Annotated in this window: 12 protein-coding genes; all 12 read left to right on the top strand. The window is 37.3% G+C overall.

The annotated features are described in order from the left end of the window. Positions 1-596 precede the first annotated feature (596 nt). The 12 genes from galU to wcaJ all read left to right on the top strand — a co-directional run bounded on the left by galU (position 597) and on the right by wcaJ (position 14681). Entirely contained in the window at positions 597-1496 is a 900-nt protein-coding gene (galU, locus tag U869_RS0115820) for a UTP--glucose-1-phosphate uridylyltransferase GalU (protein WP_025119509.1), read from the top strand. A gap of 46 nt (positions 1497-1542) precedes the next feature. Continuing rightward, complete coding sequence (locus tag U869_RS0115815) at positions 1543-2439, top strand: sugar phosphate nucleotidyltransferase (protein WP_025119508.1); 897 nt, start codon at positions 1543-1545, stop codon at positions 2437-2439. A gap of 314 nt (positions 2440-2753) precedes the next feature. Then, positions 2754-3890, top strand: coding sequence for a polysaccharide export protein (locus U869_RS0115810; protein WP_025119507.1), 1137 nt, complete (start codon positions 2754-2756; stop codon positions 3888-3890). Between the two features lie 2 nt (positions 3891-3892). Beyond that, a complete protein-coding gene (locus tag U869_RS0115805; RefSeq protein WP_025119506.1) occupies positions 3893-4330 on the top strand; it encodes a protein-tyrosine-phosphatase in 438 nt (145 codons plus the stop codon). A gap of 8 nt (positions 4331-4338) precedes the next feature. After that, positions 4339-6501, top strand: a complete 2163-nt coding sequence (gene wzc, locus U869_RS0115800; RefSeq protein WP_025119505.1) for a tyrosine-protein kinase Wzc — start codon at positions 4339-4341, stop codon at positions 6499-6501. A 51-nt stretch (positions 6502-6552) separates the two neighbouring features. Further along, positions 6553-7833: a flippase gene (locus tag U869_RS0115795; protein ID WP_025119504.1), complete on the top strand. Its 1281-nt coding sequence runs from the start codon at positions 6553-6555 to the stop codon at positions 7831-7833. After that, positions 7830-8939 carry a glycosyltransferase family 4 protein gene (locus U869_RS0115790; protein ID WP_025119503.1) on the top strand — a complete coding sequence of 370 codons (1110 nt, stop codon included), beginning with the start codon at positions 7830-7832 and terminating at the stop codon, positions 8937-8939. The genes U869_RS0115795 and U869_RS0115790 overlap by 4 nt, the downstream gene beginning before the upstream one ends. A gap of 8 nt (positions 8940-8947) precedes the next feature. Continuing rightward, on the top strand, positions 8948-9904 hold the full coding sequence (locus U869_RS0115785; RefSeq protein ID WP_025119502.1) for a glycosyltransferase family 2 protein: 957 nt from the start codon (positions 8948-8950) through the stop codon (positions 9902-9904). A gap of 33 nt (positions 9905-9937) precedes the next feature. Then, positions 9938-11176, top strand: coding sequence for an O-antigen ligase family protein (locus U869_RS0115780; RefSeq protein ID WP_025119501.1), 1239 nt, complete (start codon positions 9938-9940; stop codon positions 11174-11176). Positions 11177-11199: 23 nt separating this feature from the next. Further along, positions 11200-12216 (top strand): glycosyltransferase family 1 protein, encoded by a 1017-nt coding sequence (locus U869_RS0115775; RefSeq protein ID WP_025119500.1) that lies wholly within the window; start codon positions 11200-11202, stop codon positions 12214-12216. A 71-nt stretch (positions 12217-12287) separates the two neighbouring features. Beyond that, entirely contained in the window at positions 12288-13211 is a 924-nt protein-coding gene (locus U869_RS30830; protein WP_025119499.1) for a glycosyltransferase family 2 protein, read from the top strand. Positions 13212-13274: 63 nt separating this feature from the next. Then, on the top strand, positions 13275-14681 hold the full coding sequence (gene wcaJ, locus U869_RS0115770) for an undecaprenyl-phosphate glucose phosphotransferase (protein WP_025119498.1): 1407 nt from the start codon (positions 13275-13277) through the stop codon (positions 14679-14681). The last annotated feature ends 5 nt before the right edge of the window (positions 14682-14686 follow it).

The raw sequence follows: 14686 nt of genomic DNA, 5'->3' as shown, positions 1-14686 counted from the left end.
AATTCAACTTTAAATCCACACGGGCTGCGGGTAATCGATGACAGCAGAATGTTTAATCAGCGCCAGGATCCAGTCATTAGCGATTAACAACAGAAAACCGGGGCAAATAGCTGCTTATAAATCCTGCACTTAGATAATAGTTATTATAATCAATTTGTTATAAAGAGGTTAAGCGAGTAAAATCTTAAAAATCGAGTATCCTTAGTAGTCTTATTCTGAAAAGGTCCTAATGCGGCCAGTAAGACTTGTTTCACCGGGTCAATAGTATAAGAATCTTAGCATCCTATAAATGATAGCAAGACTGACCACTTGGCCAGGAAGGTACCGCCTTTTCCCTATTCTGCGACTTGCCTCTCATTACATTCTGAACAGAACCCTGGGTTCATCTACAAGCCTGCGACTTAGCGCACGCTTGTCAGTTCAAACATTGTCTACAGTGCATTGGTAGCTGCAAGCCAAGGGCGGTAGCGTGCCTGAAACGTCATTATCGAAATCTAACTAATTGTTTTTTATAGTTAAAAAATCGATGAGATGTTAGGTCAACCACTTTTCCTGGCTCTGTTACACTTACTTGTTATTTGTCGGTGGAAAAATTTATGCAAAAAAGATTGAAGGCCGTTATCCCAGTAGCAGGTTTGGGCACCCGTATGCTGCCTGCAACCAAGGCGATCCCTAAAGAAATGTTGCCGGTGGTCGATAAGCCATTGATTCAGTACATCGTAAGCGAATGCGTTGCGGCTGGTATCAAGGACATCGTACTGGTGACGCACTCATCGAAGAACGCGATTGAAAACCACTTTGATACCTCCTTTGAGCTGGAAGCTGTGCTGGAAGCTCGCGTAAAGCGCCAACTGCTTGCCGAGGTGAAAAGCATCTGTCCGCCAGATGTTACGGTGATGCAGGTTCGCCAGGGGCAAGCCAAAGGGCTGGGCCACGCGGTGTTATGCGCGCAACCGATGATTGGGGATAACCCATTTGTGGTGCTGCTGCCGGACGTATTGCTGGATGACTCCACCGCCGATCTGCAGAAAGAAAACCTGGCCAAAATGATCCAGCGCTTCGAGCAAACCGGCTTCAGCCAGATTATGGTTGAGCCAGTGCCGGAAGAGGATGTTTCCAAATATGGTGTGGTCGATTGTGGTGGTGTGGCATTAGCCGCGGGTGCAAGTACACCAATGACAGCCGTAGTAGAAAAGCCTGCGCGTGAAGTTGCGCCTTCTAACCTGGCCGTCGTCGGGCGTTATGTGCTCTCAGCGGATATCTGGCCGTTGCTGGAGAAAACCCCTCCGGGTGCAGGCGATGAAATCCAATTGACCGACGCGATTGCCATGCTGATGCAGCAGGAAACGGTTGAAGCTTTTCATATGACGGGCAAATCGCATGACTGCGGTGACAAACTGGGCTATATGAAGGCGTTTGTACAGTATGGCCTGCGCCATGCTTCCGAGGGCGAAAATTTCACCCAGTGGATGAAAGAAACCCTGAACAGCAAATAATTGCCTTAGTCGGTTAGCACGACCACAAGATTTTAAGAGGAACACCATGTCGAAGAAGTTGAAAGCCGTCATTCCTGTTGCTGGTCTGGGTATGCGCATGTTGCCTGCGACCAAGGCGATCCCGAAAGAGATGTTGCCGATCGTCGATAAGCCGTTGATCCAGTATATCGTCAACGAATGCGTAGCCGCCGGGATCAAGGAAATCATTCTGGTTACCCACTCCTCGAAGAACGCGATCGAAAACCATTTCGACACATCTTACGAGCTTGAGGCGATGCTTGAAGCGCGCGTCAAGCGTCAACTGCAAGATGAAGTGAAGTCCATCACGCCGAAGGGCGTAACCTTGATGCACGTCCGCCAAGGCCAACCAAAGGGGTTGGGGCATGCAGTACTGTGTGCCAAACCGCTGGTAGGCGATTCACCTTTTGTGGTGGTACTACCGGACGTGTTGCTGGATGACGCCAAAGCCGATATGCAGAAAGACAATCTGGCGCATATGATTGCCCGCTTTGAAGAGACCGGGCTGAGCCAGGTATTGGTACAAGCTGCAGATGAAAATGTGCTGTATGACTACTCGGTGGCTGAATGTGAGACTACGACCCTCAAACCAGGGGAAAGCTCACGTATGACTTCGATCATCGAGAAGCCAAGCCGTGAAGTGCAGCTGAAGTCCAATTATTCTGCCGTAGGTCGCTATGTGCTCTGTGAAGACATCTGGCCGATTCTGGAAAAAACCCAGCCAGGTGCTTGGGGCCGTATCCAACTGACCGACGCGATTGCCGAACTGCTGAAGCACAAGCCAGTAGAAGCGATGGAGTTGGTAGGGGAGTCGTTCAACTGTGGTGAGAAACTAGGCTATCTCCGAGCTTTTGTGACTTATGGTCTGCGTCACCCAACGCAAGGCAAAGCGTTCCGCGAGTGGGCTGAGCAACTGAAGTTGTAATAATTTGTACTGAAATAAAGCAGAAAAGTCTCTATAGTTATGGGCCTGCGGATGTTTCGCGGGCCTTTAGGCTGACCGAGATCCTTCGCACATGAAAACACTCCTGGTGCATGCGCCACTCACTGTGAGTTTGAGAACAGCATCTTAGCAAACCCAGGCTCAACGTTTGCTCAATGAGTGCTTTCATGCATGTATCGCTGGACAGCTATACATAGCGCAAACAAAAAAATTTTGCTAAGCACCACCTAAGCGGCCATGGTTGGCCAGGTGCCTAGCGTTGCAAGTTTACTTACTTTGAAAGTGATGAAAATTCGATGGCAAAGAAACAATGGAAACTGATACCGCTACTGGTATCGATCAGTGTGATTAGCGGCTGTACGGTGGTCCCTGGCACCCACCTTTCAACCAGCGGGAAAAACGTCGTTAAGCAGGAAGACAGCGATTTTAACCTGAATAAGCTGGTCAATATTTACCCGATGACGCCGAGCCTGGTTGAGAAAATGCGCCCAAAACCGGTCATCGCGCAAACCAACCCTGCGTTGGAACTGGCACTTCAAAACTATGAGTACCGTATCGGTGTCGGCGATGTGCTGATGGTGACCGTTTGGGATCACCCAGAACTGACTACTCCAGCAGGTCAATACCGCAGTGCCAGCGATACTGGTAACTGGGTGAATGCCGATGGCACCATTTTCTATCCTTACATTGGCAAGGTGAAAGTTGTTGGGAAAACGGCTAGTCAGGTCCGTAACGATATTGCTAGCCGGTTGGCTCAATATATTGAGAGCCCACAAGTGGATGTGAGCATAGCAGCTTTCCGTTCACAGAAGGCGTATGTGACAGGTGAAGTCGTAAAATCCGGCCAACAACCAATTACCAACGTGCCGTTGACCATTATGGATGCCATCAATAATGCCGGTGGTCTTGCAGAAAACGCTGATTGGCGCAATGTGGTGTTAACGCATAATGGTAAGGAACAGCGAATTTCTCTGCAGGCTTTGATGCAAAAAGGCGACCTAACCCAAAACCATCTTCTCTATCCTGGCGACATCCTCTACATTCCGCGTAACGATGACCTGAAAGTGTTCGTTATGGGAGAGGTGAAGAAACAGTCAACGCTGCGGATGGATCGAAGTGGTATGACGTTAACCGAGGCACTGGGTAATGCTGAGGGCATGGATCAGGCGATGTCTGATGCGACTGGTGTATTTGTTATTCGTCCGCTACGTGGGGCTGAGGGGGACAAAATTGCCAATATTTTCCAGTTGAACGCTGCGGACGCTTCCGCATTGGTAATGGGTACTGAGTTCCAGCTTCAACCTTATGACATTGTATATGTGACTACAGCTCCTGTTGTGCGATGGAATCGTGTAATAAGTCAGTTAGTTCCTACAATTACCGGTGTGCACAATATGACAGAGACTGTTCGTTTCATCAATCAGTGGAACTAATCATGTTTAATTCAGTATTAGTTGTTTGTGTCGGAAACATATGTCGTTCACCTACGGGGGCACGACTATTAAAAAGACAGTTGCCTGAAATAAAAATAAGCTCAGCAGGGATTCATGCGGTCGTAGGTGCCCCTGCTGATAATATGGCCGAATTAGTGGCGGAAGAACACGGTGTATCACTGAAAGGTCATATTGCTCGCCAATTAACGAGTCAGATGTGTCGAGAAAATGATCTGATATTAGTGATGGAAAATAAACATATAGAGGCTGTATGTAAATTAGCTCCTGAGGTCAGGGGCAAGACAATGCTATATGCTCACTGGCTTGAACGGCGTGATATTGGTGACCCATATAAGCAAAGTAAAGAAACCTTTAAGCTTGTATATGAGACACTAGAAAATGCTGCTAAACATTGGGTCAATGCCTTAAAACGAAAGTAGGTAATGAGATGTCAGAAAAGAATAGAGCTGTATCTAACATCAATGATGCAGCAGACGAAATTGATCTGAAACGTATTTTTGGAACGTTGATAGATAATTGCTGGTTAATAATTGGTATTACATCACTCTTTGCGGTTGTTGCGATTTTTTATTCTGTTCTTGCAACGCCTATATATAGAGCTGATGCGTTAGTACAAGTTGAGAGAAGTACCGGAAGCTCAATACTTAATGATATATCTGAGATGTTACCAACAAATCAGCCTCTTTCTGCTGCTGAAATTGAGCTTATACAATCTCGAATGGTTATAGGTAAAACTATTACCGATTTAAATTTAGATACTGAAATAACTGAGAAATACTTCCCTATTCTTGGAAGGGGTTGGGCACGACTAATGGGAGATAAGCCTGGAAGTATTGCTCTTTCTCGTTTGAGTTTTTCAGATGAAATAGTTCCAAAAAAAATTGTTGTACATATAATTGATAGTGAAAATTTTGAAGTGTATTTGAATGATGGCACTAGCATAACAGGAAAAGTAAATGTTCCAGTAAATCAGTATGGTGTTTCGTTTCTTATTAGTGGGATTGCAGCAAAAGCAGGCACTGAATTTGAAGTTGAGAAATTAGATTATTTATTAGCTATAAACATCTTACGCGATCGATTGTCAGTTGCAGATAAGGGTAAGGATACAGGTGTTTTAGCTCTTAGTTTAGTTGGCGATAAACCTGCAGAAATAAAGAAAACTCTCAATAGCATAATAAATAATTACTTAGAACAAAATGTTGATAGAAAGTCTGCAGAAGCAGCTAAAAGCTTAGCGTTTTTGAATGATCAATTACCTGATATTAGATCATCATTGGACAGTGCAGAAGATAGACTGAATAAATTTAGACAAAGTAATGACTCTGTTGATCTTTCGTTGGAGGCTAAATCTGTACTTGACACAATGGTTGCAGTAGAGTCTCAATTAAATGAACTAACTTTCAAAGAGGCTGAGATCTCAAAGTTATATACTAAAGAACACCCTGCATATAAGTCCTTATTAGAAAAAAGGGTTACATTAGAGAAAGAGAAAGGAAAATTAAATACTCGCATTGGTGGAATGCCAAAAACACAACAAGAAATATTGAGGCTCACAAGGGATGTTCAGGCTGGGCAAGCCATTTATATGCAATTATTGAACAAACAACAAGAGTTGAGCATCAATAAGGCAAGCACCGTTGGAAATGTTCGAATAATTGATAGTGCATTAACACAACCAAAGCCTGTAGAACCGAAGAAAACACTAGTTGTTATAATTATTACTTTGCTCGGAATGGTGTTGGCTACAGCATATGTATTTATACGAGCGATGTTACATAAAGGTATTAGTAGTCCAGACCAACTTGAAGAGGTGGGCATCAATGTGTATGCCAGCATTCCACTTTCAGATTGGCAAAAAAATAAGGATCAACTTCTTAAAAAGCAAAATAAAGGTAAGAGGATAAATAAGAGATCTGAAAATCTGTTATCCATTGGAAATCCAACAGATCTTGCTATTGAGTCTATAAGAAGTTTGCGCACTAGTTTGCATTTTGCAATGATCGAAGCTAAAAATAATATATTGATGATCTCCGGTGCTAGTCCAGCCATTGGCAAAACATTTGTGTGTGCAAACTTAGCAGTAGTTATTGCGCAAACAGGTGCAAAAGTTCTTTTAGTTGATGCCGACTTAAGAAAAGGATATACGCACGAATTGTTAGGAACTGAAAACAAGCAAGGGTTGTCAGAGATTCTTATTGGTAAAACAGATTTTGATAATGGCATAGTTAATACGGAAATAGAGGGCTTTGATTTTGTACCAAGAGGTAGCGTGCCACCAAACCCATCAGAGTTATTGATGGGAAAGCGGCTTTCTGAGTTTTTGAATTGGGCTAATGAGCGCTACGATATTGTTATTGTAGATACACCTCCCATTTTAGCTGTTACGGATGCTGCAATTATTGGTCGCTCTATTGGTACTGCTTTGATAGTAGCAAGATATGAAGAAACTACTGTAAAGGAAGTAGAGGTCAGTATCAGGCGTTTTGAGCAAAATGGTGTGAATATTAAAGGTGCAATAATGAACGCAATGCTTAATAAATCAATAGGAAATTATGGTTATTATCAGTATTCATACGAGTCTGATAAATAAAAAAACTCCCCTTATATCTAAATTGGATGTAAGGGGTAAGGTTAGATAGAAATGCGAATTTACTTGTTCAATGCAGGTTGGATGTTACTGGAAAAAATATTAAAGCTCATTTTGACTTTTATTTTTTTAGGATTTATCGCCAAACAGTTAGGTACGGAGTATTTTGGTATATATAGTTTAGGCATTAGTGTAGTAACATTACTGTGGGTTATTAGTTCACTTGGTTTGGACAGCATTATATTAAAAGAATTTTCTCAAGAAAAGTATAACGAAGTTGAATTGTTCTCTACAGTATTTATTTTGAGATGGTTTGTATGTTTAGGAGTGGTTGTTGTATCCACTTGTTTTCTTTTTAGTCCACTATTTAAATTTTACTCATTAAGTATAAAGTTAACTTTTTTAATATTCATTTTTTCAGTCTTTTTTTACAATTATACAACTTATTGGAGTTATTATCAGGCCAAATCAAAAGCTAAAGTATTAACAAAAATAAGTATAATTGGACTTATTCTTTCATCTCTCTTCAAAGTTTATATAATTTATGCTGATTTTGGATTGATTCCGTTTGCTATAAGCGCGTCATTTGATGTGGCAATAAATCTCATTATTATTTATTTTTTTAATCGGGATATTAAGGTCTCTATAAGAAAGTTTAGTAAGGATATAGCAAGAAAAATAATGAAACCAGCTTATCCTATGTTGATATCTTCTGTGATAATTATATTATACACACGAATAGATCAGATGATGATAGCCTATTATTTAGGTGCAAGTGAAACCGGTATATATAGCGTGGCTATGAGAATATCGGAAGCCTATGTTTTTCTTCCAGCATTAATTGCTACATCTTTCTATCCAATGATAGCAAAAGACACATCTGAGGAAAATGTTAGAATATACTTTGATATAGTATTCTTTTTTGCATTCATTAGTGGTCTGGCAGTAATAGTTGTTTCTCCTTTTGTTATTCCATTGTTGTTTGGTCCGGATTACGTAAACTCATTAGCCGTACTTAACATAACCGTCTTTGCAACTATGTTTTCTGTTCTTGGTACGGCATGTACTAATTTTATGATATTGAGAAACCTTGGATATTATAGATTAATAAGGATAATCCTCGGTTTGATAATCAATGTAGTATTGAATACTATATTAATACCCAAATATGGAATAATTGGCGCTGCCTGGGCTACGTTAATAAGTCAACTATTCGCATCTTGGCTTGGTAATGCATTTAATCAAAGAACAAAAGAATGTTTGAAAATACAAACTCGATCTGTATTTACATTGGGTATTGTTGGAGCTTATAAAATTTTACGAAAGAAGGAATGAATCAAAAAATGAGGAAAGTAGAGACTCTTTATATTATTCATGAGTATGGAGATCGGGGACACTATTTGGCAGCGATTGAGGCTTTGAATGTTCCTAATGTTAAGTATTTAGAATTTTCGACATTGAAGTTAATCTTTAGGGGTTTAAAAAAGAAAAATGGAAAGTTTGTTTTAAAAGCTATTTTAGACTTCATTAAATTAACTTTCTTTTTTATCTTCCCTCAGAATTTAAGTGATAAACTAATCATTGTAGGTATGGCACCTTTAGATTGGAGGGTTGTTTTTTTAAATAGAATACTAAAGAGATCGAAAAATATTTATCATACATCTTGGCATTCGTGGAGTGATAATAACTTTCCATATAAGACAAATTCGAATTATATAAAAAAACAATGGAATTTGTTTTTGCATAAAACTGTTTTTAAAATAGCTGCCGTTACCGATAAGGTATCAGAACAATTACACGAGCATATGGGCATTGATGAGGAAAAAATAACAGTCGTATACCACTCTTACAACTGGGATATATTCAACAACGAATCTCTTGAGATAAATTGTGACAATAAAATAAATGTATTATATCTTGGAAGACTTGTAGAGGAAAAAGGTATAAGTGATATAATACAACTGGCCAATGACATTAAAGACGTAAGCTTCAATATTATTGGTGATGGTTATTTAAGAGAATTAGTTGTAACTGCAGCAAGAAAAAATGAAAACTTAATCTACCATGGACATTTGAGTAACAGGCACGAAGTTTCTAAATTATGCAAAAGAAGTGATATCATTATTTTACCATCTAAGAAAACAGATAGTTGGGAAGAACTATTTGGCATGGCAATGATAGAAGCAATGGCGTCGGGATGTGTACCTATAACAACAGATCATATTGGTCCGAGAATTATTATCGGGGACGATGAAGTATTTAAAAAAAATATATTCGCAGAGAATAATTTTTTGAATGGATTTAATAATAAAATAAAGGCATATGAAGCACAAAGAGATCTACTATTCTTGGATAAGAAAAGAGCTATCCAGTTATCTAAAAAATTCACTGTTGAAGCGATAGCAGAACGTTGGAAAGCTATCTTTGAAAAAATGGTATAAGAGGCTTTATGGTTTACATTGTAGTATTAAACTGGAATGGCAAGAATGATACTATTGCATGTATAAATTCTTTAGTGAGACTTGAGGGCATAAAATATACCATCGTAGTTTGTGATAATGGATCTCAAGATGACTCTCTAACAGAAATAAAGACGTGTTTGGATGGGCATTGTGAAACACTAGGTCAAGTAATATTATTAAATAAAGATAATGTAAATAGTGATTATTATGAGCCTTTTGAAAAAAAAGTCTTCCTTGTCGATAATATTAACAATCTCGGATTCGCAGCAGGTAATAATGTAGGGATAAGATTAGCACTCAATCAAGAAGATTGTGATTATGTCTGGGTTTTAAACAATGACACAGAAGTGGATGTAGATAGTCTCAAGGCATTGGTAGAAAAAATGAAGTTAAATCCAAGACTCGGCCTTTGCGGAAGTAAACTAGTATATTTTTCTGACAAAACTAGTTTGCAAGGACTTGGTGGAAAATATAATCAGTGGCTAGGTACTGTAAAACATGTATGTGCTTACAAAAAGATAAACGATGAGTTCGATGAGAAAGCTATCGAAAATCAAATCGACTATATTATTGGAGCATCTTTGTTTTTTACTAAAGATTGCTTAAATAAAGTTGGCTTGTTATCTGAGGATTATTTTCTATATTTTGAAGAATTAGATTACTCATTTAGAATGAAAACCATAGCCGATTTTGGTATTGCAAGTAAAAGCACTGTTTTTCACAAAGAAGGTGGCAGTACAGGTTCTGGCAAGTCGCTCACAGCCGATTTTTACGCAATTAAAAATAGATTAGGTATTGCGAAAAAATATAGCTCCTCTTGTAGCGTCATAACTGTATGGCTATCTTTATGGCTTGTTCTTCTTAAAAGACTAAGTAAACTTGAGTTTAAAAAAAGTATTAACATCATATCTGTCATTATTGGGTTGAATAAAAAAATATTCTGATTCCATTCCACCTGAAATCATAAGGTTATAAAAATGATAGATCGGAATAATAATTTAATAATGAAACTCCTGCTTTCGTTACCAATTCTGTTCGGAATTTTGTCCAACACTGCTATTGTAAATTTCAATACAGTTGGACTTCCATTGTTTATTTTAATATTCCCATTGGTTTTTATGATTACCGGGATAGAAAAGATATTCATAAGCAAAATGGAAATGATTTCATTAGTACTGATATTCTTTTTATTCTTGTGTGTCTCGTTAGGTCATGTAGTCTCTGTAAATAGTAATGGCAACACTTCAGAACTGACACAGTTTTTCGCCCGAATATCATTTCTATTAAGTTTCTATATCATGTTACATTACTATCGCTACTTGAAAGTAGTGCATAAAGAAAATCTCTTTATTGGTTCAGTTAAAGTATATTTGCTGATGGCAATATTTTACGGATTGTACCAAATGGTTGCACAAAGGCTAGGTTATCCATTGTTTTTAGATTGGGTTGCCAATAACAAGTCTTTTTCGGTGGGAGCTATAGGAGGCTGGCTAGGTTCTGATATGTTACGTGTTAGATCTTTTTGGTCTGAGCCATCTATGTCGGCATTTCCAGTTGCATTTATAACTTATTTGATTATACGGACGACTTCAGCAAGTAAAATAATTTTCTTACTGCCAATAATTTCCATATATGCATTTCTGACTTTCTCCAGAACTGTAATAACAGCATTTGGTTGTGTTATATTGTTAAGTCTGCTGGTTTTTCTTCTACGAAAAATAATTCGTTCAGTGAGAATAAAAAATACTATTTGTAAATTTATTTTATTAACAATTGTGTTTTTTGGATTTATTTGGCCTTATTTTGTAGTTAATTTCTTTGATGACCTGTCAAGCATAGGCCGCTCATCATCAGTCATTGTTGGAATGCGTATTTGGATTGATAATTTTCTCGTGGGTTCTGGATATAACTCGTTTTCAGAAGTTCAATTTCAATATTTGGCAGGGCTGAAATATTATCATGAAGAAAGTATTGTGCATAATAGTTTCGTTTCAATATTACAACAAGCTGGAGTTTTAGGTTTTCTTGCGATTTTTTATCCACTGTTAAAATTAATTAAAGATAGCAAGTCAAACTTTTATATAATATCACCAATTATCTTGCCTATTATATTAATATTCACCACAGGTGGCGGTTTAGATTATTTTTCTTACTATTGGACACTAACACCAGCACTAATCGTGTTTGATGATTTTAAATCTAAAATTATAACTTGAAATCTACTGCATTGAGGAAATTAATGTTTATTAACAGCAGAAATCTTTTAGGGCATACAACTGGTGTTCAGCGTTACACGCAACGAATCATTGACCACTTAGACTTTAGGAATGAAGATTATAAGCTTGTTCAACCCGATAATGTTTACCCAGGGTTTATTGGGCATGCATGGGAACAATTTGTCTTACCTAGGAAAATAGGGGAGAGTATATTGTGGTCCCCTTGCAATACTGGCCCTATTTCTATTTCAAATCAAGTGGTAACGATTCATGACACAGTTGTCTTTGATCATCCCGAATGGCTTAATAACAAGTTTGTAGCATGGTATAAATTTATTCAGCCTAAAATGGCTAAAAAAGTAAAACATATTATCACTATTTCTGATTTTTCGAAAAATAAGATAATGGAACATCTTAAAGTACCAGAGAACAAAATTTCTGTAGTATATAATGGAGTAGATATAAAAAAAACACCAAGCGTAGAAGAGAATTCTATTTATGGTGGAATGAAATACCTTCTTACTGTTGGCTCTCTCGAACCGAGAAAGAATATTCAGAGGTTGTGTGAAGCATTTTCAGCCATTCTCGGTGAGATTGATCCTGAAATTAAATTGGTTATTGTCGGTAAAGAAGGTGTTTCCAGAGTTTTTAAAGATGCTACTCATAAAAAAAATGATAATTTAAATGATCGGATAATATTTACCGGTCATATCTCTGATAATCAATTATATTCTTTATATGATAATGCAATTGGTTTCTGTTATCCTTCAATGTACGAAGGGTTTGGCCTTCCACCATTAGAGGCAATGTCTTTTGGAATCCCTGTTCTCACAAGTAATAATACATCTATGCGAGAATTATGTGAGAATAAAGCAATCTTAGTAGATCCATATTCTGTTGATGATATTGCTCAAGGAATAATTTCACTTTTACGTCAAGATAAAAACTCAGCGATGTCGATTTACGGTCGAGATTTTGCTAAGAGTCTTTCATGGGAAAAATGCACCAATGAAACCATAGATATTATTACTAGTCTCTAATCTGCACTATGTAGAAAATATAGTATCGTAATTATTATTTATATTGAACAAGTTGTCTTCTTGGGTAAAATATGAACTTTAAAGTTGTCATCCCAACTTATAATGGTGGGGATATATGGAAGCAAGGAGCATTAGCGCTCTATAGTGTTTTAAAAGAAATGGAAATATCATCGTGTAATGTAATTGTTATTGACTCATCATCTACTGATGATACTGTGCGCATTGCGAGAAACTATGGTTTCTATGTTCACTCGATCTCTTCAAATGATTTTAATCATGGTGGAACGAGAAATCTTGCATTCGACCTTATTGATAAAAAAGATGATATTATAATATTCTTGACTCAGGACAGTGTTGTTCAAAATAAAAGCTCAATTATTAAGCTTTTATCATCGTTTGATGATGAACTAGTTGCATGTGCTTATGGGCGACAATTACCTCATAATGATGCCAATCCTATTTCTAGGCATGCTCGTTTGTTTAATTATAAGGAAAAATGCTATGTAAGTAGCTTGGCAAGTATTTCTGAGATGGGGATGAAAGCTGCTTTCATGTCAAATTCATTTTCAGCTTATAGAGTGGCAACTTTTTCAAGAATTGGGCGTTTCCCTGAAAATACTATCCTTAGTGAAGATATGTATTTTGCCGCAAATGCAATTCTTTCAAATTACAAAGTTGCCTATATATCAACGGCCTGCGTAAAACATTCTCATAATTATTCATTTTATGAAGAGTTTAAGCGATATTTCGATATTGGTGTATTTCATTCAGATGCGCCTTGGATTAGAAATAAATTCGGTGGTGCTGGAGGGGAAGGTAAAAAATTTATTTTTTCCGAATTTAATTATCTTGTATTAAATTCCGCAAGAAATATACCTAGAGCAATGATTAATAATTTTTTTAAATTGTTGGGTTATAAATTGGGCCAGAATTACAGATTTTTACCTAAGTCAATAATATTACGCTTTTCTATGCACAAAGGATTCTGGAGATAGTCTATATTTATCTTAGATATTTGACAGTCAAACTGTTAATCATTTCAAAGAAAGAGATTAAAAATGAAAGATCTAAGAAGAAGCATTATTCAAACAAATGCTTCAATTATCTCAATGCTTCAACGCTTTTTTGATATTTCAGTCATACTTTCAGGAATATATTTAGTTTCACTAATGACTCATACTGAAATGACGGAAATGCATTGGTTGATTTCACTTTTGAGTCTTACTATTTTCCAATTAATAGGTGGCATGACCGAATTTTATAGATCTTGGCGTGGCATGAGTTTTATTCTTGAACTGAAGATAATTCTTCGAAATTGGATTCTATGTTTTATTTTTACTATAGGTATATTGACTCTATTATCGAAGACAAACCTATTTGATGCATTTTATTTTTTTGTATGGTTTGTTATAGTTGCAATCGGGTTTGTTGTGGCTCGTTCTTTTATTCGATTTACCGTCTACTATATAAGGCTATTGGGATATAATAATAGAAATATTGCGATTGTCGGTGATGCGCATGCTGGGATTTATTTAGCTGAAAGCATAAAAAATGCTCCTTGGCTAGGCTTGAAGATTATCGGGTATTTCCTTACTACAAAAAATAACTCCGCTTACGACGATTTGAATATAAATTATATAGGAGACGTCCATTGTTTGATTGAAAAATGCAGACAGGGATTGATTGATAGTGTTTATATTTCTCTTCCAATGAGGGAGTCTGAAACAATAGACTATATTCTAAGTGAACTAGCGGATACAACTTGTACCGTCATGTTAATACCTGATGTGTTCACTTTTAATGTGTTACAATCAAAAAGTGAAGTTATACATGGAATTCCTGTGATTTCACTATATGATACTGCCATGAGCGGAGTAAATAGAATACTGAAGAGACTAGAAGATGTCGTGTTATCTTTCTTTATTCTTGTATTTATCTCACCTATTTTAGTGATTATTTCTATAATAATAAAAATCACTTCTCCTGGTCCTGTCATATTTAAACAACGACGCTATGGCATTGATGGTAAAGCTATATCTGTTTGGAAATTCAGAAGTATGAGTGTGATGGAAAATGATGATAAAGTGCTTCAAGCTACAAAAGGAGACTCTAGAATAACTCCGTTTGGTGGTTTTTTACGAAGAACCTCACTCGACGAATTACCACAATTTATAAATGTAATCAAAGGTGATATGTCTATTGTTGGCCCAAGGCCACATGCTGTTGCCCATAATGAGCAATATAGAAAACTTATAAAAGGATATATGCTCAGGCACAAAATGAAACCCGGAATTACTGGGTGGGCACAGATTAATGGTTGGAGGGGGGAAACGGAAACGCTAGATAAAATGGAAAAAAGAGTGGAGTTTGATCTTTATTATATTCAGAATTGGAGTGTTTGGTTGGACTTGAAAATTATTTTCCTGACCGTTTTCAAAGGATTTATAAACAAATCAGCATATTAGTTTAT

This window comes from Serratia sp. H1w, from assembly GCF_000633355.1.
Taxonomy (GTDB): Bacteria; Pseudomonadota; Gammaproteobacteria; order Enterobacterales; family Enterobacteriaceae; genus Chania.
This window is presented reverse-complemented; position numbering and strand designations above follow the sequence as displayed.

Excerpts from the sequence above, each read along its gene's own strand:
- galU (WP_025119509.1), top strand. The coding sequence starts at position 597 with ATGCAAAAAAGATTGAAGGCCGTTATCCCAGTAGCAGGTTTGGGCACC.
- U869_RS0115815 (WP_025119508.1), top strand. The coding sequence starts at position 1,543 with ATGTCGAAGAAGTTGAAAGCCGTCATTCCTGTTGCTGGTCTGGGTATG.
- U869_RS0115810 (WP_025119507.1), top strand. The coding sequence starts at position 2,754 with ATGGCAAAGAAACAATGGAAACTGATACCGCTACTGGTATCGATCAGT.
- U869_RS0115805 (WP_025119506.1), top strand. The coding sequence starts at position 3,893 with ATGTTTAATTCAGTATTAGTTGTTTGTGTCGGAAACATATGTCGTTCA.
- wzc (WP_025119505.1), top strand. The coding sequence starts at position 4,339 with ATGTCAGAAAAGAATAGAGCTGTATCTAACATCAATGATGCAGCAGAC.
- U869_RS0115795 (WP_025119504.1), top strand. The coding sequence starts at position 6,553 with ATGCGAATTTACTTGTTCAATGCAGGTTGGATGTTACTGGAAAAAATA.
- U869_RS0115790 (WP_025119503.1), top strand. The coding sequence starts at position 7,830 with ATGAATCAAAAAATGAGGAAAGTAGAGACTCTTTATATTATTCATGAG.
- U869_RS0115785 (WP_025119502.1), top strand. The coding sequence starts at position 8,948 with ATGGTTTACATTGTAGTATTAAACTGGAATGGCAAGAATGATACTATT.
- U869_RS0115780 (WP_025119501.1), top strand. The coding sequence starts at position 9,938 with ATGATAGATCGGAATAATAATTTAATAATGAAACTCCTGCTTTCGTTA.
- U869_RS0115775 (WP_025119500.1), top strand. The coding sequence starts at position 11,200 with ATGTTTATTAACAGCAGAAATCTTTTAGGGCATACAACTGGTGTTCAG.
- U869_RS30830 (WP_025119499.1), top strand. The coding sequence starts at position 12,288 with ATGAACTTTAAAGTTGTCATCCCAACTTATAATGGTGGGGATATATGG.
- wcaJ (WP_025119498.1), top strand. The coding sequence starts at position 13,275 with ATGAAAGATCTAAGAAGAAGCATTATTCAAACAAATGCTTCAATTATC.